Raw genomic sequence first — 21194 nt, forward strand, 5'->3', positions numbered from 1 at the left:
GGGACATACGGTGTCCGGCCGGGAGCTGACCCTGCTCACCGAGGGCAGCGTGGAGCTGGTGGGGCAGATTGCGCGCAGCAGCAACGAGACGTTCCTGGTGCAGCTCAGCCACGGGGACGACACTGCGCATGCGGTCTACAAACCGGAGGCCGGTGAGCGGCCGCTGTCCGACTTTGAACCCGGGCTGTACCGGCGGGAACGTGCGGCGTACCTGCTCAGTGAGTTCCTGGGGTGGGGTATGGTGCCGTCCACGGTGATCCGCGACGACGCGCCGCTGGGGGTCGGGTCGCTTCAGTGGTTCATCGACTGCGACTTCCGCGAGCACTACTTCACGCTGGCTGCCGAAGACCCGGCCACCCACCCCGACATGGCCCGGATGGCCCTGTTCGACTACATCTCCAACAACACCGACCGCAAGAGCGGGCACGTGCTGCGCGGTGGCGACGGGCGGATCTGGGGCATTGATCACGGGCTGTGCTTTTCCGCGGTCTTCAAGCTGCGCACGGTGATCTGGGACTTCGCCGGTGAGGCAATCCCCGCGGCCCTGCTGGCGGACATCGCACCCCTCGCCTATGCCGTGCCTGCCGAGGTGGCCGAGCTGCTCGACGACGACGAAACTGCCGCCCTGAAGCGGCGGGTGCGGCGCATGCTGCAGGAGGGGACGCTGCCGGTTGACCTCACGGGCATGCGTTACCCGTGGCCGCTGGTTTAGGCACCCCTCGAGCCTCGGCACCGAAAAATACCTGGCCTCCCGGACACCTTTTCTTGCGGCCTGAGACAATGGCCCAATGGAGATCGCACTGGGACTTCTGGTTCTCGTCGGGGTGGTCTGCGCCGGGAGTGCCCTGGGCCGGAAGCTCAACATTTCGGTTCCGCTGCTGCTGGTGCTGGCCGGCGTCGCCGGTTCTTTCCTCCCCTTCGTTCCGCACATTGAACTGAACCCGGAACTGGTCCTCGTGGGCCTGTTACCGCCGCTGCTTTACGCCGCGGCGCTGCGGACTTCCCTCTTCGATTTCGGCTCCAACCGCCGCGCCATCGGGCTGCTCTCGGTGGGCTATGTCATCTTCGGGACCATCGCTGTGGGCTTCATGGTCTGGTGGCTGTTCCCGGAGATCCCGCTCGCTGCCGCGATCGCGCTCGGCGCAGTCCTGGCGCCGCCGGATGCGGTGGCAGCCACCGCCATCGCGCGGAAGGTGGGGATGCCGCGCAGGATCGTCACTATCCTTGAGGGTGAATCCCTCGTCAACGACGCAACGGCACTGATCTGCCTCCGCGCTGCCATTGCCGCTATCTCGGGGTCAGTGTCCGCAACGGAGATCGCCGGTGGATTCCTGCTCGCGGCCGGGGGCGGGGTGGTAGTCGGCATGGCCGCTGCCTACGTGCTGACCCTGCTCCGCAAACGCATCCGGAACGTCGCGATCAACACCTCGACGTCGCTTATGGCCCCCTTCGTCGCGTACCTTCCGGCGGAAGCGATCCACGCCTCCGGTGTCCTCGCCGTCGTCGTTACCGGGCTGGTGATGGGCACCAAGGCTCCCTCCATGCCCAACGGTGCCGCCCGGCTGAGCCAGCGCAGCAACTGGAACACGGTGCAGTTCCTGCTGGAAAATGCGGTATTCCTGCTGATCGGGCTGCAGGTCCGGACCATCATTGAAGGCGTCCAGGACGATTCCCTTGGCGCCGGCCGGATCTGGGCCGGCTGCGCCGTGATCCTGCTGGCGGTGCTGGTGCTCCGGCCGGTGTGGGTGTTCCCGGCCACCTACCTGCCCCGCCTAATTCCGGCAGTGCAGCGGAACGACCCGGCGCCGCCGTGGCAGTTCGCGGCAATTGTCTCCTGGGCCGGAATGCGAGGCGTGGTCACCCTGGCCGCGGTGCTGGTGCTGCCCGCGGACCTGGAACACCGCTCGGTGCTGATTCTGGCCGCGCTGGTGGTGGTGGGCGGCACGCTGACGCTGCAGGGGTTCACTCTTCCGGCTCTGGTCCGGATCCTGCGCGTCCAGGGCCCGGACCAGCGCGAGGACGCGCTGAACCAGGCGTCGCTGATGCAGCTCGCCACCGCTGCCGGCGTGGCCCGCCTGCAGGAACTGCGCACGGACGACGATCCGCCGGAGGTCGTGGCCATGCTGAAACGGCGCACCCAAGAGCGCGGGTTGGCTGCCTGGGAACGGCTCGGCCGGCCGTCGGCGGAAACCGCCACACCCAGCGAGCGCTACGCACGGCTGCGGCTTGCCATGCTGGAAGCAGAAAGGGCCACGGTACTGGAGCTGCGGCGCGGCGGGGCGTACGCCCAGGAAGTCCTCACTGATGTCCTGGACCGGCTGGATGTTGAGGAATCCATGCTGGACCTGGCGCTGGACGAGGTGGATACATCCGGCGAGGGCGGCGGGGAAGGGATCGCGAGGCCCGGCGGTGTATGTGGCCACCTCGAGTCGGCCCGGTACCGGGAGGTGCCCCGCGGCGCCTACTGCGCGGGCTGCCTCCGGGAAGGCACGACGACGGTTCACCTCAGGATGTGCCTGGCCTGCGGCACCGTGGGCTGCTGTGATTCCTCCCCCGAAACCCACGCTTCCAAGCACTTCGAAGCGACCGGGCACCCGGTCATGCGGAGCATCGAGCCGGGGGAAGACTGGCGCTGGTGCTACCAGGACGACCTGCTGGGCTGACGGCGGGAGGTGCATCGGGCCGCGTTGAACAGGCCGTCAGCTAGGAAAAAGACTCCCCAGTCAACGCCCGGAATCAGCTATTCGTGGCCCGGATAGCGTCTGCCACGCTTTCCAGGTGCAGCCGCATCGCCTCGGCTGCTCCGTCCGGGTCGTGCCGGCACACGGCGTCGATGATGGCCAGGTGCTGCGGGAGGGAAACTATGGCCTGGGCCGGCTATCCAACGCCGCGGAACCGCTGATCATTGCAGCACTGTATAACGGGTCCGGATATCAGAGTGTCTTCTTCTTCATCGCGGGCACTTGGCTGTTCGGCGCTCTGGTGCTCGCTTTCTTCGGGCCCAAGACCCGGCAGGCACGCCTCGCCCAGACAACCAAGCTGGAGGACCTCACGCCTTCACCCTTCAGGAACAAGGCCACCATCGTTACCACCGGAGATCGGCTTAGCGCGACTTCCCCGAGAATATGTCCTCAAGCCCCCGTCCCCTGTCAACCCGCTGTGCCCTGCGCCGGGGGAGACGGCTCAGCCGGCTGGTTTCTACGACGTCCGGCGGGCGCCGACGCCTGCTTCCTCTGCGCTGGCTTCCTCGTCGGCGGGAACCAGGGCCTTCGCGCCGTGCATGCGGTAGCGCCAGAGCCCGATGCCCACCACGACCGCAGCGAGGGCCAGTGAGAGCAGCAGCGATTCGCGGGTGGATTCCAGGATCAGCATCCCGATCAGCAGCGCGACGATGCTGATGATCGCCACCCACGTCAGGTACGGGAAAAACCACATTTTCAGCTCAAGGCCCTTGGCTGCGGCACCCATCCGGCGCCGCAGGATCAGTTGGGAGCTCGCAATCACGAGCCACACGAACAAGGCGATGGCACCGGAGGTGTTGACCAGGAACAGGAACACAGTGTCCGGGGCAATGTAGTTCAGGCCGACGGTGATGAAGCCGACGACGGTGGAGGCCAGCACCGCAGCGGCGGGGACTCCGCGATTGGAGATCCGCATCCACGCCCGGGGGGCGTCTCCGCGCCGGGACAGTGAGAACAGCATGCGGCTGGCGGTGTAGAGGCCGGAGTTCAGGCAAGACAGCACGGAGGTCAGCACGACGATGTCCATGATGGTGCCGGCACCGGGAATGCCGAACAGCTCAATGACGGCGACGTAGGGGCTCTTGGCCACGGTGGCGGAGTTCCAGGGCAGCAGGGTGACTACAACGGCGATGGAGCCGATATAGAAGACGAGGATGCGCCAGACGGTGGACTTCACGGCCTTCTTGACGGCATCGACGGGGTTCTCGGATTCACCGGCAGCGATGGTGGCGATCTCGGCGCCGAAGAATGAAAAGACAACCACGAGGATGCCGGCCAGGACCGCGCCGGGGCCGTTGGGCAGGAAGCCACCGTTTTCGGTCAGGTTGCTCAGCCCCGGGGCCGGTACGCCGGGAATGAGTCCGAGGATGGCCGCCACGCCGAAGATCAGGAACAGCGAGATGGCGGCCACCTTGATGGAAGCGAACCAGAATTCAAACTCGCCAAAGGACTTCACGGAGCCGAGGTTGGTGAGGGTCAGCAGCACCATCAGGAGCAACGCCCAGACCCACTGATCGATGCCCGGCACCCAGCGATGCATGATCGCGGCTCCTGCCGTTGCCTCGATGCCCAGGACGATGATCCAGAACCAGGCGTAGAGCCAGCCGATGCTGAAACCGGCCCAGCGGCCCAGCGCCTTGTCCGCGTATGTGGAGAACGACCCGGTTTCCGGGTTGGCTGCCGCCATCTCACCAAGCATCCGCATGACTAGGATAACCACGAGCCCCGCCGCGGCGTAAGCGATCAAAATGCCGGGGCCGGCCTGCTGGATGGCAGCACCGGAACCCACAAAGAGCCCGGCACCGATCACTCCGGCGATGGCGATCATGGACAGATGCCTGGGTTTCAGGGATTTTGAGAGCTGCTGATCAGCGTGCATTGATGCGCCGTCCTTTGTCGTTGTTTCCGGGACCGGATCCGTCCAGCAGGGCCGTGTCCTGGTTCACACCTTGAATGCTAGGGCGGAAAGTTGCGCCGCACTCCTGTGCAGTCACATAAATGATGTCGGCGAAATTGGACATCCATACAATCGGTAGCACCCTGTGGCAAGGAAAGTTGCATAACCAGCACTTCCGACATGCGCCGGAAACACATGGCCGCCCACAGTCCGGTCTACCCGTCGTTAGTCGGCGTGGTTGGGGCGTATCCTGTTCCACCCCCCACGAGGCGTCCTCGGCCGCAGTTAATTTTATGTTTAGCCATACAGGCTCAACGAACCGAAGCAAGCATCGTTACCACTGTAGATCGGCTTGGCATGACTTTCCCGAGCATTGGTCCTCAAGCCCCGCTAACCAGTCGAAGGAGGCATGCGGCGGATAGAGGCACTCTTAGGCAGCACTCCGCAACCCGGCCCGCGGCTTTCGACCAGGGATTCGGAAGTGGACCGCTACCGCGGTATGTTCGATCCCGGCCGAATCGACGATACGTTACAGCCAATGGAGTGCGCATTCCCTTGGAACTCTGGGCTAAAATTTGCCCCTGTCTGCGGGGGGGCGGAAGCGGCGGGCTACGCGACTCGAGGGAGCCCGCCGTCGGAGCTGCCGCCTCTTAAACCTCCGCCGCAGGAGCCGCGAACTGCGCCTCGTACAGCCGGGCGTACGCTCCGCCGGCGGCCAGCAGTGAAGCGTGCGTGCCCTGTTCCACGATCTGCCCGGCCTCCATCACCAGGATGAGGTCGGCGTCGCGGATCGTGGACAGGCGGTGCGCGATCACAAAAGAAGTCCGGTCGGACCGCAGTGCCCGCATCGCCTTCTGCACCAGCACCTCGGTCCGGGTGTCCACCGAGCTCGTCGCCTCGTCCAGGATCAGCACGGAGGGCCGGGCCAGGAACGCCCGCGCAATCGTCAGCAGCTGCTTCTCGCCCGCCGAGACATTGGCGCCCTCATCGGTCAGCACAGTGTCGTAGCCCTCCGGCAGCGAATGCACGAACCGGTCCACGTACGTCGCCCGCGCGGCCTCCAGGATCTCGTCCTCGGTAGCAGTGGGTCGGCCGTAGGCGATGTTGTCCCGGATTGTCCCGCCGAACAGCCACGTATCCTGCAGCACCATGCCCAGCCGCGAGCGCAGCTCCCGCCGTGGCACCGAGGTGATGTCCACGCCGTCGAGCGTTATCCGCCCGGCATCAATCTCGTAGAACCGCATCATCAGGTTCACCAGCGTGGTCTTCCCGGCGCCGGTGGGGCCAACAATTGCCACCGTCTGTCCCGGCTCCGCCACCAACGAAAGGGAAGAGATCAGCGGCTTGTCCGGCGAATACGAGAAGGACACGTCCTCAAATACCAGCCGCCCCCGCCCAAACGTAGGAGCACCTGAAGCGTCAGCGGACTCCTCGTCCTCGTCCAGCAACGAGAACACCCGCTCCGCGGACGCCACCCCGGACTGCAGCAGGTTGGCCATGGACCCCAGCTGCGCCAGCGGCATGGTGAACTGCCGCGAATACTGGATGAACGCCTGCACATCGCCCAGCTGCATGGCCCCGGACGCCACCTGCAGCCCGCCCACCACCGCAATCCCCACGTACACCAGGTTCCCGATGAACGTCATGGCCGGCATGATCAGGCCGGAAATGAACTGCGCCCCGAAGCTTGCGTCGTACAGTTCCACGTTCTTCTGCCGGAACCGTTCCTCCACCTCGCGCTGCCGGCCGAACACCTTCACCAGCGCATGCCCGGTGTAGGTCTCCTCGATCTGCCCGTTCAGCTCGCCCGTGTGTTTCCACTGCGCCACAAACAGCTTCTGCGAGCGCTTGGCGATCAGCGCCGTGATCCCCAGCGTCAGCGGCACGGTCACCAGCGCGATCAGCGCCAGCGTGGGCGAGAGGATGACCATCATCACCAGCACCCCCACTACGGTCAGGACCGACGTGACCGCCTGGCTGATGGACTGCTGCAGGCTCTGCGAGACGTTATCGACGTCGTTGGTCACCCGGCTCAGCAGCTCACCGCGCTGGATCGAATCGAAATACCGCAGCGGCAGCCGGTGGATCTTCGCCTCGATCTCCTCGCGCAGCCCGAACACCGTCCGCTGCACCACCCCGTTCAGCACATACGCCTGCACCCACATAAACGCCGACGCCAGCACGTACAGCACCAGCGCCCACAGCAGCACGCCGGACAGCGCCGCGAAGTCGATCCCCTCGCCCGGGGTCAGCGCCATGGGCGTCAGCATGTCCGCCTTCTGGTTCTCCCCCGCGGCCCGCAGCTGCGCGATCAGCTCAGCCTTGCTCACCCCGGCGGGCAGCTCCCGGGACACCACGCCGGCGAAGATCAGGTTGGTGCCCTCCCCCAGCAGCCGCGGCCCGATCACGGAGAGCGTCACGCTGGCCACCCCCATGACCAGCACCAGCAGCAGCCACGCCCGTTCCGGCCGCAGCGTGCCCACCAGCCGTTTGGCCGACGGCCCGAAGTTCATCGCCTTCTCCGCCGGGACGTTCATCCCCGCGAACGGTCCGCCGCGTCCCGGGCCGCCCGCCGGACGGGGAATGCGTACGACGTCGGCAGTCCCTGTTTTGGAGGCGGGTGCGGTTCCGACCGGGGCAGCAGCGTGGTTAGCAGCAGCGCCCGACGGCGGCCGGTTCTGCGCGCTCATACCGTCTCCTCCGCTGCCAGCTGGGAAGACACAATCTCCCGGTACGTCTCCGACGTCTCCAGCAGCCCGCCGTGCGTTCCGCGCGCGACTATCCTGCCGTCGTCGAGCACCAGGATCTGGTCCGCGTCCACGATGCTGGACACGCGCTGGGCGATGATCACCAGCGTGGCGCCGGCGGTGTTGTGTTTGAGGGCCTGGCGCAGCCGGGCGTCGGTGCCTGTGTCCAGTGAGGAGAACGAGTCGTCAAAGATGTACAGCTCGGGCCGTTTCACCAGTGCCCGGGCGATGGCCAGCCGCTGCCGCTGCCCGCCCGAGACGTTGGTGCCGCCCTGGGAGATGGGCGCATCCAGCCCGCCTTCCATCTCCTCCACGAAGTCGCGCGCCTGCGCAATCTCCAGGGCGGACCAGAGTTCCTCCTCGGTGGCGTCCGGTTTGCCGTACTGCAGGTTGCTGCGGACGGTGCCGGTGAACAGGTAGGGCCGCTGCGGGACCAGGCCGATGTGCCCCCAGAGCAGGTCCGGGTGCAGTTCGCGCACGTCCACGCCGTCGATCCGCACCGAGCCGGTGGTGGCATCGAACAGCCGCGGCATGAGGTTCACCAGCGTGGTCTTGCCGGAGCCGGTGCTGCCGATGATCGCCGTGGTCTGCCCAGCCCTGGCCGTGAAGCTGATCCCGGAGAGGACGGGCTGGTCGGCACCCGGGTAGGCGAATCCGGCGTCGACCATTTCCAGCTCGCCGCGGCGCACCGCGCTGCTGACGGGATCCTTCGGCGGCCGCACGCTCGACTCGGTGCCCAGCACCTCGCCGATCCGGTCCGCGGAGACTGCCGCGCGCGGGATCATCACCGCCATGAAGGTGGCCATCATGACGGACATCAGGATCTGCATGAGGTAGCTCAGGAACGCGATGAGCGTGCCCACCTGCATGGAGCCGTCCTCGATCCGGAATGAGCCGAACCAGATTACCGCCACGCTGGAGACGTTCAGCACCAGCATCACCACGGGGAAGGCAAGCGCCATCAGCCGGCCGGCGCGCAGCGCGGTGTCCGTGACGTCCTCATTGGCCTGGGCGAATCGGGCGCTCTCGATGTCCTCGCGGACGAACGCGCGCACCACGCGGATGCCGGTGAGCTGCTCGCGGAGCACCCGGTTCACGGTATCGATCCGTTTCTGCATCTTCCGGAACAGCGGCACCATCCGGATAATAATCAGCCCCACCCCGATCAGCAGGACGGGCACGGCGACGGCGATCAGCCACGAGAGCTGCACGTCCTGCCGGACGGCCATGATCACGCCGCCGATGCTCAGCATGGGCGCGGTGACCAGCATGGTGGCGGACATCAGCACCAGCTGCTGCACCTGCTGGACGTCGTTAGTGGACCGGGTGATCAGGCTGGGCGCACCGAACTTCGTGACTTCCTGCTCGGAGAACTCCCCCACCCGGGAGAAGATGGCGCCGCGCAGGTCCCGGCCCGCGCCCATGGCCGCCTTCGCCCCGAAGTACACGGCGATCACTGAGCACACGATCTGGAGCAGCGTGATGCCCAGCATGAGGCCGCCAAGGTTGAGGATGACGCCAGTGTCCCCCTTGGCCACGCCCTCATCGATGATGTCGGCGTTCAGGGTGGGCAGGTACAGGGACGCGATGGACTGCGCCAGCTGGAAAATCACGACGGCGATCAGCAGCGGCCGGTGCGGCCGCAGGTATTCAACAAGCAGTTTCCAGAGCATCCGGACTCCAAGCGTTCTGTTCCGCGCAAAGTGGTGCGGAGGTCAGTTTACGTCCGGAGGCTGGGATAAGCCGTGCAGCTTCGGGAGAAATTCGGCCGGTTCTCCGACAGCGTATTTTGCCTTGCCTGCGGGGGCGCCTACTTGGCTGGCCGCACGACATCGGACGAGTAGTGCAGGTCCACCAGCATCCCTATGAGTGCGGCCGGGATGAGGACCAGCCCGGCTAGGACGCCCCAGCTGCCATCCTCAAACTGCAGGGCGAGCCCGCCGATCACCAAGGCGGGCAGGGCCGTGAGGACCGTTACCCATTGGGGAGCTGGCCTCAGCCATGCCCACATGGCGGCCGCCGCAAACCCGAGGGCTCCGAGCAGCACCAGCCGGTGCCCCACCGGATACGTGGGCGGCTCAACGAGGAAGGTGAACGCGTCGGCCAGCCCGCAGGACATCAGCACCGCCGCGACCAGGACAAGCACGGGACTGCCCCGGATTTCGTTGACTCTCGGGGTTTAGCGTTGCATCCTAATCCCGATATCCAGTCTGCAGCCGCTGGCTGCTCGGACGACGGAACTATGTGCCACGCAGTCGAGCCTGTCGGATTCCGGTGGTGGCTTCCGACAGGCTCGATCACCGCTACCGATCAGCGATGCAGGCGGTTGAGTACTACCGTCCGAATACGGCGGGAACCTTAAGGAGATCTCCGAGCATGCCCATCACTCTGTCCGTAACCTCGCCGACCCCGCCCATCCCATCAACCCTGGCCAGGATTCCGCGTCCCGCGTACTTGGCCACCACGGCTTCGGTCTGCCCGTGATAGAGGTCCAGGCGGTGGCGGATGACGGCTTCGTTGTCATCGCTGCGTCCGGTCTCCCTGGCACGTCCCAGCAGGCGGGCCACGAGTTCCTCATCGTCGGCCGTGAGCTGCAGGACAAGATCGAGCTTGTCACCCCTGCCAACGAGGATGCCATCCAAGTAATCGACCTGCGCCGTGGTGCGTGGGTATCCGTCAAGGAGGAATCCGTCTTGGACGTCGGCTTCGTTGAGGCGGTCCCGGACCATCTTGTTGGTCACGCTGTCCGGAACGAAGTCCCCGGCGTCCATATACTCCCTCGCTTCGATTCCCAGCGGAGTCTCGCCCTTGACGTTGGCACGGAAGATGTCTCCGGTGGAGATCGCGGCCACACCGAGGCGCTCCGAGATCCGTTCGGCCTGCGTTCCCTTGCCCGAACCGGGAGGTCCGATAATCAGCATTCTCGTCATGTAAAGCCCCTTCGTGGTACCTGTTTGTTGAACGCTTGCTGTGGTCCCTGACCGGACTAGAAGAAGCCGAGCTTGTTCTCTGAGTGGCTGACCAGGAGATTCTTCGTCTGCTGGTAGTGGTCCAGCATCATGGAGTGGTTCTCACGGCCGATACCGGATGACTTATAGCCGCCGAACGCGGCCCCGGCAGGGTAGGCATGGTAGTTGTTCACCCACACCCGGCCGGCCTGGATCTCGCGCCCAGCACGGTAGGCCACGTTGCCGTTCCGCGACCAGACGCCGGCGCCAAGGCCGTACAGGGTGTCGTTGGCGATGCTGACGGCGTCGTTGTAATCGCCGAAGCGTGCAACGGAGACCACCGGGCCGAAGATCTCCTCCTGGAAGATCCGCATCCAGTTCTGGCCCTCAAAAATGGTCGGCTGGACGTAGAAACCGCCGGCCAGGTCCCCGTCAAGCTCCGTCCGTGCACCGCCGGCCAGGATTTTTGCGCCCTCTTCGAGTCCGATGTCGATGTAGGAAAGGATCTTCTCCATCTGGCCCACGGATGCCTGGGCGCCGATCTGGGTGTTGGTGTCCAGCGGGTTGCCTTGGATGATCTGTTGCGTCCTGGCCACGGCATCAGCCATGAAGGAATCGTAGATACCGTTCTGGACAAGGGCACGGGACGGGCTGCTGCAGACTTCGCCCTGGTTGAAGGCGTAAAGGGTGAAGCCCTCCAGCGCCTTGTCGTAGAACGCGTCATTGGACTCGGCAACATCGTTGAAGAAGATGTTCGGGCTCTTGCCGCCCAGTTCCAGGGTGACCGGGATCAGGTTCTGGCTGGCGTACTGGCTGATCAGGCGTCCGGTGGAGGTCTCGCCGGTGAACGCGATCTTGCGGATCCGCGGGCTGGAGGCCAGCGGCTTTCCCACTTCCGCCCCGAAGCCGTTGACGATATTCAGCAGGCCCGCCGGCAGCAGGTCCGCGATGAGTTCCGCCAGGACCAGGATGGAGGCCGGGGTGTTGGAAGCGGGCTTGAGGACCACCGCGTTGCCGGCCGCCAGGGCAGGAGCGAGCTTCCACACAGCCATCAGGATGGGGAAGTTCCACGGGATGATCTGGCCCACCACGCCAAGGGGTTCGTGGAAGTGGTAGGCCGTGGTGTCGTCGTCGAGCTGGGAGAGCCGGCCTTCCTGGGCGCGGATGGCGGAGGCAAAGTACCGGAAGTGGTCCGCCGCGAGCGGGATGTCCGCATTCAAGGTTTCGCGGATGGGCTTGCCGTTGTCCCACGATTCGGCGACAGCCAGCATCTCGAGGTTCGCGTCGATGCGGTCGGCGATCCTGTTCAGCACGGCGGCGCGCTCCGTGGCCGAAGTCTTGCCCCACGCCGGTGCGGCCTTGTGCGCGGCATCGAGTGCGAGCTCTACGTCCGCGGCGGCGCCGCGGGCCACCTCGGTGAATTGCTTTCCGTTCACCGGGGAAACGTTCTCGATGTATTGGCCGGTAGTTGGAGCCACCCATTGGCCGCCGATCCAGTTCTCATAGCGGTCCTTGAACTGGACCTTGGATCCTTCTTGGCCGGGCTGTACATAAACAGTCATGGTCACTCCTCTGGAAAACAGACGTCTTCGTCCTGGCCCCCATGCTAGAACTTCAAAGGTTGCGCCCAGGCTGCAAAGGGAACCGCCAGCTGCTGACCTCTGACCGGCGGAGGGCCCGTCGGTACAACCACCAGAGCTCGTATCAGGCACGCCCGGTAGCCGGCCGCGCACGACGGGACCAGAGAGCATGGCGGCTCTAAGGTTCTGCCCGCTGGAAGCGCGGTCGAGAAGTAGTGCGAAGGTTGGCTTACGTCCGTCGGTGGGGAGTGGGAGGGCGGAATTCGGCGGACGGGACCCGGGCCAACGAGCAGCGAACGACGGCGGAATGTCCCGCCGTCGTCCGCGTCCCGTCAGCACGTGGGTCAGTAGGCTTTAACGCGCTGTTCCACGATGAGATGGATGAGGGCGAAGACGCCGTCCTCGTCGATGGCCGCGAGGGCGGCGTCCAGTGCGGCGGGAACGTCGTTGTCCTCGGTGACAGTGATCCCGAAACCGCCGAAGGCCCGGGCCATCAGGCCGAAGTCCGGATTCTTCAGCTGGGTCCCGGACACGCGTGAGGGATAGTGCCGCTCCTGGTGGGTGCGGATGGTGCCGTATTCCTGGTTGTCCATAACGATCACCAGCGGCGTGGCCCCGTACTGGGCCGCGGTGGCCAGTTCCTGGCCGTTCATGAGGAACTCCCCGTCCCCGGCGATGGTCACCACGCGGCGCCGGGGTTCGGCCAGCGATGCCGCGATGGCCGAGGGGACCGAGTAGCCCATGGAGCCGTTACGGGCACTGATCATGGAGGCGTAGCGGCGGGTGGGGAAGTAGCGGTGGGCCCAGTTGGTGTGCTCGCCCGCGCCGAAGGTCACCAGGGAGTCCTCCGGCAGCTTGGGCACCAGGTTGGCCATCAAAGTGTCCATCCGTGCCTGCCCCTCTGCCGGCGCAGCCGGGGGTAGTGCGGCGAACCGCTCCTGCTCGCCCCGCATCCGGTCCGTCCATGCTTTCCACTCTTCCTTTACCGGCAGGTCGATACCCACCAGGTCGCGGACAAAGGCCTCGGGCTTGGCCAGGATCTGCCGTGAAACGGGCCCTGACCGGCCACGGAGTGAGGGGTCGGCTGTGACCAGGAAGTTCTTTTTGTTCCAGTCCTGCCGGCAGACGAATCCGTCCGTAATCACATCGCCCGGCACCGTCCCCACAAACACCAGCAGGTCGGTTTCCTCCAGCAGGTCGTAGGTGGGGCGGGGGCGGCCGTAGCCAATGGGTCCCACATAGGACGGGGAATCGAAGGAGACCGTTCCCTGCGTCCGCCATTCAGCTGCCGCCGGGATGTGGTGCCGTTCCAGCCATTCCGTCAGCTGGTCCGCTGCTTCCTGCGTCCAGTCATTGCCGCCGGTGACAAAGAGCGGCTTGCTCGACGCTGCCAGCGCAGCCTCCAGGGCGTCGGTGTCTGTGCTGCTCATGCCGCCGGCCGCCACCGGAATGGCGGGGTGCAGCCCCAGATCGATCTTCTGCCTGATGATGTCCTCCGGCAGGCCCACCACCACCGGACCCGGCCGCCCGCTCATGGCCGCAAACATCGCCTCGGCCACGATTTCGGATGCCCGCTCCGCATGGTCCAGGACCATGACGCGCTTGGCCCCCGTACCGAACCAGGCTTTGATGTCGAACTCCTGGAACGCCTCCCGGTCCCGGTGCGCGAACGGGATCAGGCCCACGAACAGCAGCATGGGGGTGGAGTCCTGCCACGCGGTGTGCAGCCCCACATGCGCGTTGGCTGCGCCGGGCCCGCGGGTCACCATCGCTATGCCCGGGCGCTGGTGCATCTTGCCGTCGGCCTCGGCCATGTAGGCGGCGCCGCCTTCGTGCCGGCAGACGATTGTTTCAATATCCGACTGGTGCAGGCCGTCCAGGACGTCCAGGAAGCTCTCGCCGGGAACCACATAGGTGCGCTCCACACCATGGGCCACCAGCGAATCAACAATCACGTGCCCGGCTGATTTCAGTGCCTGGCCAGCGCCGGCGTGGGGCACCTCCGAACGGCTTGCCTGCCGGGGGTCTTGCTCGGAATTCCCGACGGCGGCGGGCAGGGTGTGGGATGCGGTCAGGGTTGCTTCGGTTTCCGTTGTCATGGGCTTTCTTTGGCTGTTTGGACTGGTTTGGCGTTCGTAGGGGATGGTGCGGGTTTACCTGAAGGTTTCGGCGGGCGGGTTGGCGACGACGGGGGCGGTGCCGGTGAAGCCTTCGCGGGTTTCGGCGATTTCACGGATGCGGGTGCGGCAGGCGTACCAGCCGACGACCATCAGGGCGGAGGCGATGCCGGTGACGAGCATGGTGAGGGGTGAGTCGATGAAGACCATGATCAGCACGCTGACGAGGAAGAGCAGTGAAAGGTAGCCGGTGTAGGGGGCGCCGAACATCCGGAAGGAGGGGCGTTTGAGCCAGCCTTTGTTTGCCCAGCGTTGGAGCTGGATCTGGCAGAGGACGATGGTTGCCCAGGTCATGATGATGCCCACGGAGGCGACGTTCAGGACGATTTCGAAGGCCTGTGCGGGTACGAGGTAGTTCAGGGGGACGCCGAGGAGGGAGACTCCGGCGGTGATGGCGATGCCGCCGTAGGGGACGCCGGCTTTGTTCATGCGGCCCGCGAATTTCGGGGCGGAGCCGTTCACGGACATGGAGCGGAGGATGCGGCCGGTGGAGTACAGGCCGGCGTTGAGGGAGGAGAGTGCGGCGGTGAGGACCACGAGGTTCATGATGACGTCCACGCCCTGGATGCCGATGGATCCGAAGAATGTCACGAACGGGCTGACGCCCTTTTCGTAGGAGGTGTAGGGCAGCAGGAGGGCGAGCAGGATGACGGAGCCGACGTAGAAGACGGCGATGCGGAAGACCACGGAGTTGATGGCCTTGGGCATGATCTTTTCCGGGTTCTGGGTCTCGCCGGCGGCGGTGCCGACGAGTTCGATGGAGGCGTAGGCGAACAGGACACCCTGCATGAGGATGATCATGGGGAGCAGGCCGTTGGGGAAGACGCCGCCGTTGTCGGAGAGGAGGCTGAGGCCCACTGGCTGGCCGTCCACGGGGGTGCCGAAGATGACGAAGTAGGTGCCCACCACGAGGAAGATGACCAGGGCCGCGACCTTGATGATGGCGAACCAGAACTCGAGTTCACCGAAGACCTTGACGGAGACGAGGTTCAGGGCGAGGACCACCACGAGGGCGATCAGGGCCCAGGCCCATTGCGGGACGGCCGCCATCCAGGGGATGTAGTGGCCGAAGAAGTTCATGTAGAGGGCGGCGGCGGTGATGTCCACGATGGTGGTGGTGGCCCAGTTGAGCCAGTAGAACCAGCCGGAGACGAACGCGGCCTTCTCGCCGAAGAATTCACGGGCGTAGGAAACAAACGAGCCCGACGACGGCCGGTGCAGGACCAGTTCGCCCAGCGCCCGCAGGATCAGGAACGCGAAGAAACCGCAGACGGCGTACGCGATGACCAGCGACGGGCCGGCGGCGTTGAGCCGGCCGCCGGCGCCGAGGAACAGGCCGGTACCGATCGCGCCGCCGATGGCGATCATCTGGATCTGCCGCGGCTTGAGGTTCTTGTGGTAACCCTTGTCCTCCGCGTGCAGGGCACTTTCGGAGGCGTGCGCGTGGCCACCGTCGGCCTGTTTCAGTACAACCTCGTCATTGGGGTTGATGGGCATGGTTGATCCTTTCGATACGGAGAAGATCCTGCTGGGTTGGGAAAGAAGTTGTGGGGGTGTGCAACCTGGGGGTTTAGAAGACGGACCAGCCGGTGCGGTCGGAAAGGTCGGCGAGAGCGGCAGTGCCGGCCAGCGAGTTTCCTTTGGCGTCCAGCCGCGGACTCCAAACGCAAATGGCACATTCACCCGGAACGATGACCAGGATCCCGCCGCCCACACCGCTTTTTCCGGGAAGGCCAACGCGGTACGCGAATTCGCCTGCGGCGTCGTACATCCCGCACGTCAGCATGATGGAGCCGATGCGTTTCGCGTCGCTGGGGGACACCACTGGTCCGAGCGCCCCCTGGCCGTTGCGGGCGAGGAAGAGTCCGGCTTTGGCGAGTTCCACGCAGGTCATCATGATTGAGCATTGGCGGACGTAGTTTTCCACCACGGATTCCGCGGTCTGCTTCAGGTTGCCGAAGTCCTTCAGGAAGTGCGCCAGGGCCAGGTTGCGGCTGCTCCTGGCGAGCTCGCTGGCTGCGGCGGCCTCATCGATGAAGGGCCCAGTGCTTGCTGCCTGGGCGGTGAGGAACCGCAGCACCTGGGTGGCGGCGTCGGACGTTTCTTCCATCAGGTGGTCTGTGACCACCAGGGCGCCGGCGTTGATGAAGGGGTTCCGCGGGATGCCGTGCTCCAGTTCCAGCTGGACCAGGGAGTTAAACGAGGTGCCGGATGGTTCGCGCAGCACGCGGGACCACAGTGTTCCTGAGCTGTCGCCTCGAAGCGCCATTGCCAGCGTGAACACCTTGGAGATGCTCTGGATGGAAAAAGGGACGTCGGCGTCGCCGGAACGGAACACCTCACCGGAAGTGGTGACGACGGCGATCCCGAACCTGTCGAAAGGTACCGCTGCCAGCAGGGGGATGTTGGCCGGGACAGAACCGGTTTCGCGCTGTGGCCTGTGGCTGCGGACGATGTCGTCCAGTATTGGGTCCAACGGCGGTGCTATAAGTGCTGTAGTCATTTCCTGCCCAATTGTTCTTTAGGTGTGCCGGCCCATTCCTGGATATGGAGGAGGGCCACCAGCGAGTCCCGGGGATCACCGAAGTTCAGGCCAGTCGCCCGGGAGGCCTTGCTGATCCGGTAATAGACGGTGTTCTTGTGCAGCCCCATCCTGCTGGCGCACTCCGCGACATCGAGCGACGCTTCGAAGTACGCGTGCAGGGTTTCCGCGAGTTCGGCGTCCTGCCGCAGTAGGGCGGAAAGGCTGCGGTGGCGGAATGTGGAGGACGTGAAATTCTGAACCGCCTCGCGGAAGAGGACCTCTCCCTCGAAGTCGTCCACCGTGGCAACGGCCCTGTCCGGAGACGTGCCCACACAACGCAACAGGGCCTCGGTGATCCGGGTGGTTGAGTGCAGGGACAGCAGGTCCGGGACTACCGGACCGACGGCTGCGAACGGGCTGATGCCGAGGTGCTTGCCGGCATCCCGGACGATGGACTCGGCCAGGCTCCGCAGTCCGGGCTCCGCGGAGGTTGACTGCAGGCCAGGGATAATCACGGCAGTGTCGCCCTTGAACTGGCCGACGACTGCGGACGCCTTATAGGCGGCCGCGTGGATGGACGCCAGATTGGCGAGTTCGCCGTGCTTCAGTGCTGCGTCGTCGGCCTGAGCATCGGCATCGGACATTCCTATCAGGATCAATGCGGCCGGGCGCTCAGCGGAGATTTTCTCGCTGTGTGCACTGGCCGCGGCTTCCGCCGGACCTGACAAAATCCGCGCAATGCGGTCTTCGCGCATGTGTACGGACTGCTGGTTGCGGAAACGGATCAGCTCGGCGGAGGCCCGTGCAGCAGATCCGGTGAGCACGTGATCAACGTCCGTGCCGAAGCCCGCCCCGGTTTCCTGCAGCCAGATGTAGCCCATGATCCGGTCCCCGGCGAACAGTGTGACGGCCACGCGCTCCCGCAGCCCGTCCTGGGGCCGGGCCGGTACCCGCACCGGCAGCCGGGTCCTGTGCAGTTCACGGTAGGCGCCCAGGTCCTTCAGCAGCAGCTCGTATTTACGCGGACCGCGCCGGGCGAGGATGGAGGCCTTGCGCAGCTCGTCGATGTCGTTCGAAACAGTGGAGTATGCCAGCACCTTGTTGGCGGCGTCTTCGATGACCACGTGGCTGGATGTGAGCCTGGCGGTGGTCTGGGCGATGGCAAACAGGTCCTCTTCCAGCAGCGTCAGCACTTCGTTCTGGTAGCTGCGCGGCTGGATGCGGTCCTTGGCGATGGACAGCAGCCGGTCCCAGTCAGCCCCCGGATCCACGAGGAGCAGGCCCGTGCCGGCATCGCGGAGCAGCTCTTCAGCTTCGGTGAGCTCTTCACGCCTTCCCTTGACGGCCACCACCGGCGGAGGGTTCTTCAGGAGCCGCCGCAGCGCGGGCAAAGCCGAGCGGCCGCGGACGCCGATCAGCAGGACAAAGGCTTCGCCGCCGTCGGACGTTTCATCATCCGCATCCAGTATCAGGAACCGTTCGATCGCAGAGCCGGCCGGGGCAGGCCGGAGGATGAGGCTGGCGAAACCCACAGGGAGATCCGAGAGGATATCGTCCACCGTAACCGCTGCCATGGGCTTCCTTCTGCGTCGATCTGGCCGGACGGCTCTGTCCGGTCACCTCATGCTATCCAGGCAGGATCCCCCAAAATATGTAAAGGAGCCCAAATGCAGTGGCAGCTTTTCGGTTGGCTGACCAAGTCCGGAAGATTTATGGCCCGGTATGGCCCCCAAGGCCCGAAGCGGCTGCCAGCGCAGCTTTCCCCGGCGCCGGCCATTCGGACCCGGATCGTCCCGAGCCCCGGCACCCGCAAGCTGCACCGGCTGGACGAGCGGCGAGGCACCGGCCCGTGCTTCAACATCATGCCGCCGGTGCTGCCCTCGGGCCTCGGGCCTCGAGGCGTTCGCGGACCAGGTCTACTCAGTGATCGCCTCCCGGTCAGGAAAAGTTTTTGAGGGCCTCCGTCAGCAGGTTCCCCGCCGCTCCCAGGCGGTGATGCACGCCGTCGGACGCCACCAACTCCCCCTTGATGACCACCGACGTGACGTCGGAGGCGGTGGCGCTCAACGGGAGCTGCTGTGGTTTCGATCCCGCGGTCCGTGCCGAGCCGGCGGCCACAGCCACCAGATCGCAGACAGCACCAACCCGCAAGGCCTCCGGTGCCACCGGCGTGGCCATGGAGCGGGCTGCCCCCTCCGTGGCGGCGTGGAGCAGCTCCTCCGGAGAGAACCGGCCGCGTTCCCCGGAGCCCAGGCGTTCCCCGTGCTCCAGCGCCCGCATCTCGATCCAGGGGTCGATCACGGCATGCTGGTCAGTCCCCAGCGCGATGGAGGCCCCGGCGTCGGCCAGCGCCCGGGCGGGCCCGATGCCGTCGGCCAGGTCCGCCTCGGTGGTGGGACAGATGACCACTGTTGCCCCGGCGTTTCCGAGCAAGTCGATGTCTTCAGCCGTCAGGTGCGTGCAGTGGACTGCAGACAGGCGCCGGCTGAGCAGGCCGTGCCGGGCCAGGAGTCCTGTGGGCGTCAGCCCGTGCGCTGCCAGGCACGCCGCGTTCTCGGCGGGCTGCTCGCTCAGGTGGATGTGAAGCGGCAGGTCGTGCGGCAGGTGTTCGGCCACCACGGCCAGGTCCGCCTCCGGTACCCCGCGGACGGAGTGCAGAGCGGCCCCCACGCTGACCATGCCCGGCGGGAAGGTCCCTGCGATGTGGGTCCGAAGGGAAGCCAGCCGGTCAAGCCATGCGTGCACGTCAGCGTCACCGAACCTGGCCTGCTCCTGGCTCAGCGGCATGCCAATGCCGCCGGCCAGGTACAGGGTGTCCAGGAGCGTCAGCCGGATCCCGGCGGCGGCAGCTGCCCTGGCCAGGGCAAGCTCCATGGCATGCGGCTCAGGGTACGGTTGCCCGCCGGGCTGGTGGTGCACGTAGTGGAACTCGGCCACGCTGCTGAAGCCGGCCACTACCATCTCCGTGAAGACCGCCGTCGCGAGCTGCTCGTAGGCTTCGGGCGTCAGCTCGGCTGCGCTGCGGTACATGTGCTCCCGCCAGACCCAGAAGTCGCCGCGGTTGTGGTGCGTGCGGCCGCGCAGGATCCGGTGGAACGCGTGCGAATGGGCGTTGGCCGCGGCGGGGAAAACAACGCCGGGCATGAGATGCGCGCCGGGCGAAGCGTCAACGGACGGGGAGATACGGGTGATCCGGCCGTCCTCGGCCTCGATCTCCACCCGTTCGGCAACTGAGGGACCAGCACCGACGTCGACCATTGCCTGCTCGCACCAGTACCGCATCACAGCAGGCCTGCCAGGACGTCCGCGAGGGCGGCAGCCCCCGCGCCAGCGTCCTCGTCCGTGACGTGCTCCTCCGGGGAGTGCGAAATTCCGCTGGGGTTCCGGACGAACAGCATGGCGGAGGGCACAAACCCGGCCAGCACACCGGCGTCATGACCTGCCCCGGTGGCCAGCAAGGGCGCGTCCGGCAGCATCCCGCTGATGCTTCGGGTCAGGCCTGGATCAAAGTGCACGGTGCCGCTGTAGGACTCCTCGGTCAGTGCCACCGTGCACCCTTCTTCGGCCGCCAGCCTCTGGGCCCTGCCATGAATTGCTTCGATGAGCCTGGCCGTGACGGCGTCGTCCGGGTGGCGGGCGTCCAGCCACATGTCCACGCGGGACGCGATGACGTTGGTGCCGCCCGGCACCGGGATAAGGCGCCCCACCGTGGCGCGCGCATCGGGTTGGCGGGCGGCGGCCTGCCGGATGGCCACGATGATCTGGGCGGCCGCCACCATCGGATCCGCACGGTCCGCCATCAAGGTGGTCCCGGCGTGGTTGCCCTGGCCGCTGATGCTCAGCTTCCAGCGCCCGTGGCCCAGGATGGAACTGCCGACGGCGATGGCCGGGCCGCCCGCGCCGAGGCCCTTGCCCTGCTCCACATGCAGTTCAACGAAGTCACCGATCCGTGCCAGCGCCTGCGGATCCGGCCCGATGTGGCGCGGGTCCAGGCCATTGGCGCGGGCGACGTCGGCGAACGTGTTGCCGTCGCCGTCGCGCAGGTTCCGCGCTTTGTCGACGTCAATGGCTCCGGTCAGGAGGCGGGATCCGAGGCAGGCAACTCCAAAGCGGGAACCCTCCTCTTCCGGGAAGGCGGTAATGGCCAGGGAGCGGCGCGGCTGGACGCCCCGGGCCTTGAGGAGATCGACGGCGGCCAGCGCGGACGCGACCCCCAGGGGACCATCGAAGGCGCCGCCGCCGGGGACGGAGTCAAGGTGGCTGCCGGTCACCAGGGCACCGTCCTGGGGCTTGCCCCACCACGCCCAGATGATGCCGTTGCGGTCGGTCTCGACGTCCAGGCCACGCTGCGTTGCCTGCTCGATGAACCAGGACCTCAGGTCGAGTTCCGCCGTCGAGTAGACGGCCCGGGAATAGCCTCCGCGGACCGCATCGCGGCCCACGTCCTTGATGGAATCGAGGAGCTGGTTGACGGTTTCCACATGAACCTCCGATTGGTATGAACTGCCACCAAGTAAAAGCCACTTTCCACTCCATGGCAAGGCTTGGGGACAAGTGCCCGTGACAGATAACGAGACTGC

At 65.9% G+C, this 21194-nt stretch carries 15 protein-coding genes; 2 read left to right on the top strand and 13 right to left on the bottom strand.

Going from position 1 to position 21194, the window contains the following annotated elements:
- Positions 1-10: 10 nt before the first annotated feature.
- Complete coding sequence (locus ACQCSW_RS18820; protein ID WP_426988342.1) at positions 11-712, top strand: SCO1664 family protein; 702 nt, start codon at positions 11-13, stop codon at positions 710-712.
- A gap of 76 nt (positions 713-788) precedes the next feature.
- Positions 789-2663, top strand: coding sequence for a Na+/H+ antiporter (locus tag ACQCSW_RS18825; protein WP_426988344.1), 1875 nt, complete (start codon positions 789-791; stop codon positions 2661-2663).
- A 73-nt stretch (positions 2664-2736) separates the two neighbouring features.
- Here ACQCSW_RS18825 and ACQCSW_RS18830 read toward each other — a convergent pair whose 3' ends face one another.
- From ACQCSW_RS18830 to ACQCSW_RS18890, 13 genes are all read right to left on the bottom strand, one after another.
- On the bottom strand, positions 2737-2826 hold the full coding sequence (locus ACQCSW_RS18830; protein ID WP_426988346.1) for a hypothetical protein: 90 nt from the start codon (positions 2824-2826) through the stop codon (positions 2737-2739).
- A gap of 372 nt (positions 2827-3198) precedes the next feature.
- Positions 3199-4620, bottom strand: coding sequence for an amino acid permease (locus tag ACQCSW_RS18835; protein WP_426988348.1), 1422 nt, complete (start codon positions 4618-4620; stop codon positions 3199-3201).
- Positions 4621-5288: 668 nt separating this feature from the next.
- Positions 5289-7328: an ABC transporter ATP-binding protein gene (locus ACQCSW_RS18840; protein ID WP_426988350.1), complete on the bottom strand. Its 2040-nt coding sequence runs from the start codon at positions 7326-7328 to the stop codon at positions 5289-5291.
- A complete protein-coding gene (locus tag ACQCSW_RS18845; protein ID WP_426988352.1) occupies positions 7325-9058 on the bottom strand; it encodes an ABC transporter ATP-binding protein in 1734 nt (577 codons plus the stop codon). The genes ACQCSW_RS18840 and ACQCSW_RS18845 overlap by 4 nt, the downstream gene beginning before the upstream one ends.
- Before the next feature lie 137 nt (positions 9059-9195).
- The gene (locus ACQCSW_RS18850; RefSeq protein WP_426988354.1) at positions 9196-9531 is read right to left on the bottom strand and encodes a hypothetical protein; all 336 of its coding nucleotides are present in this window, start codon (positions 9529-9531) and stop codon (positions 9196-9198) included.
- 187 nt (positions 9532-9718) lie between these two features.
- Complete coding sequence (locus tag ACQCSW_RS18855; protein ID WP_426990737.1) at positions 9719-10306, bottom strand: adenylate kinase; 588 nt, start codon at positions 10304-10306, stop codon at positions 9719-9721.
- A gap of 65 nt (positions 10307-10371) precedes the next feature.
- Complete coding sequence (gene exaC / locus ACQCSW_RS18860) at positions 10372-11895, bottom strand: acetaldehyde dehydrogenase ExaC (protein WP_426988356.1); 1524 nt, start codon at positions 11893-11895, stop codon at positions 10372-10374.
- A 362-nt stretch (positions 11896-12257) separates the two neighbouring features.
- Positions 12258-14012 (bottom strand): thiamine pyrophosphate-dependent enzyme, encoded by a 1755-nt coding sequence (locus ACQCSW_RS18865; protein WP_426988358.1) that lies wholly within the window; start codon positions 14010-14012, stop codon positions 12258-12260.
- A 54-nt stretch (positions 14013-14066) separates the two neighbouring features.
- Positions 14067-15587, bottom strand: coding sequence for an amino acid permease (locus tag ACQCSW_RS18870; RefSeq protein WP_426988360.1), 1521 nt, complete (start codon positions 15585-15587; stop codon positions 14067-14069).
- A gap of 73 nt (positions 15588-15660) precedes the next feature.
- Positions 15661-16593, bottom strand: coding sequence for a glutaminase (locus ACQCSW_RS18875; RefSeq protein ID WP_426988362.1), 933 nt, complete (start codon positions 16591-16593; stop codon positions 15661-15663).
- Complete coding sequence (locus ACQCSW_RS18880) at positions 16590-18188, bottom strand: PucR family transcriptional regulator (RefSeq protein ID WP_426988364.1); 1599 nt, start codon at positions 18186-18188, stop codon at positions 16590-16592. Before ACQCSW_RS18880 ends, ACQCSW_RS18875 begins: the two co-directional genes overlap by 4 nt.
- Positions 18189-18552: 364 nt before the next feature.
- Positions 18553-19899 carry a formimidoylglutamate deiminase gene (locus tag ACQCSW_RS18885; protein WP_426988366.1) on the bottom strand — a complete coding sequence of 449 codons (1347 nt, stop codon included), beginning with the start codon at positions 19897-19899 and terminating at the stop codon, positions 18553-18555.
- Positions 19896-21095, bottom strand: a complete 1200-nt coding sequence (locus tag ACQCSW_RS18890; protein ID WP_426988368.1) for an allantoate amidohydrolase — start codon at positions 21093-21095, stop codon at positions 19896-19898. Before ACQCSW_RS18890 ends, ACQCSW_RS18885 begins: the two co-directional genes overlap by 4 nt.
- Positions 21096-21194: the final 99 nt, after the last annotated feature.

Origin of the sequence: Pseudarthrobacter sp. Y6, assembly GCF_050156205.1 — a bacterium.
Classification (GTDB): Bacteria; Actinomycetota; Actinomycetes; order Actinomycetales; family Micrococcaceae; genus Arthrobacter.

Excerpts from the sequence above, each read along its gene's own strand:
- ACQCSW_RS18845 (WP_426988352.1), bottom strand. The coding sequence starts at position 9,058 with ATGCTCTGGAAACTGCTTGTTGAATACCTGCGGCCGCACCGGCCGCTG.
- ACQCSW_RS18825 (WP_426988344.1), top strand. The coding sequence starts at position 789 with ATGGAGATCGCACTGGGACTTCTGGTTCTCGTCGGGGTGGTCTGCGCC.
- exaC (WP_426988356.1), bottom strand. The coding sequence starts at position 11,895 with ATGACTGTTTATGTACAGCCCGGCCAAGAAGGATCCAAGGTCCAGTTC.
- ACQCSW_RS18855 (WP_426990737.1), bottom strand. The coding sequence starts at position 10,306 with ATGCTGATTATCGGACCTCCCGGTTCGGGCAAGGGAACGCAGGCCGAA.
- ACQCSW_RS18875 (WP_426988362.1), bottom strand. The coding sequence starts at position 16,593 with ATGACTACAGCACTTATAGCACCGCCGTTGGACCCAATACTGGACGAC.
- ACQCSW_RS18880 (WP_426988364.1), bottom strand. The coding sequence starts at position 18,188 with ATGGCAGCGGTTACGGTGGACGATATCCTCTCGGATCTCCCTGTGGGT.
- ACQCSW_RS18840 (WP_426988350.1), bottom strand. The coding sequence starts at position 7,328 with ATGAGCGCGCAGAACCGGCCGCCGTCGGGCGCTGCTGCTAACCACGCT.
- ACQCSW_RS18835 (WP_426988348.1), bottom strand. The coding sequence starts at position 4,620 with ATGCACGCTGATCAGCAGCTCTCAAAATCCCTGAAACCCAGGCATCTG.
- ACQCSW_RS18865 (WP_426988358.1), bottom strand. The coding sequence starts at position 14,012 with ATGACAACGGAAACCGAAGCAACCCTGACCGCATCCCACACCCTGCCC.
- ACQCSW_RS18870 (WP_426988360.1), bottom strand. The coding sequence starts at position 15,587 with ATGCCCATCAACCCCAATGACGAGGTTGTACTGAAACAGGCCGACGGT.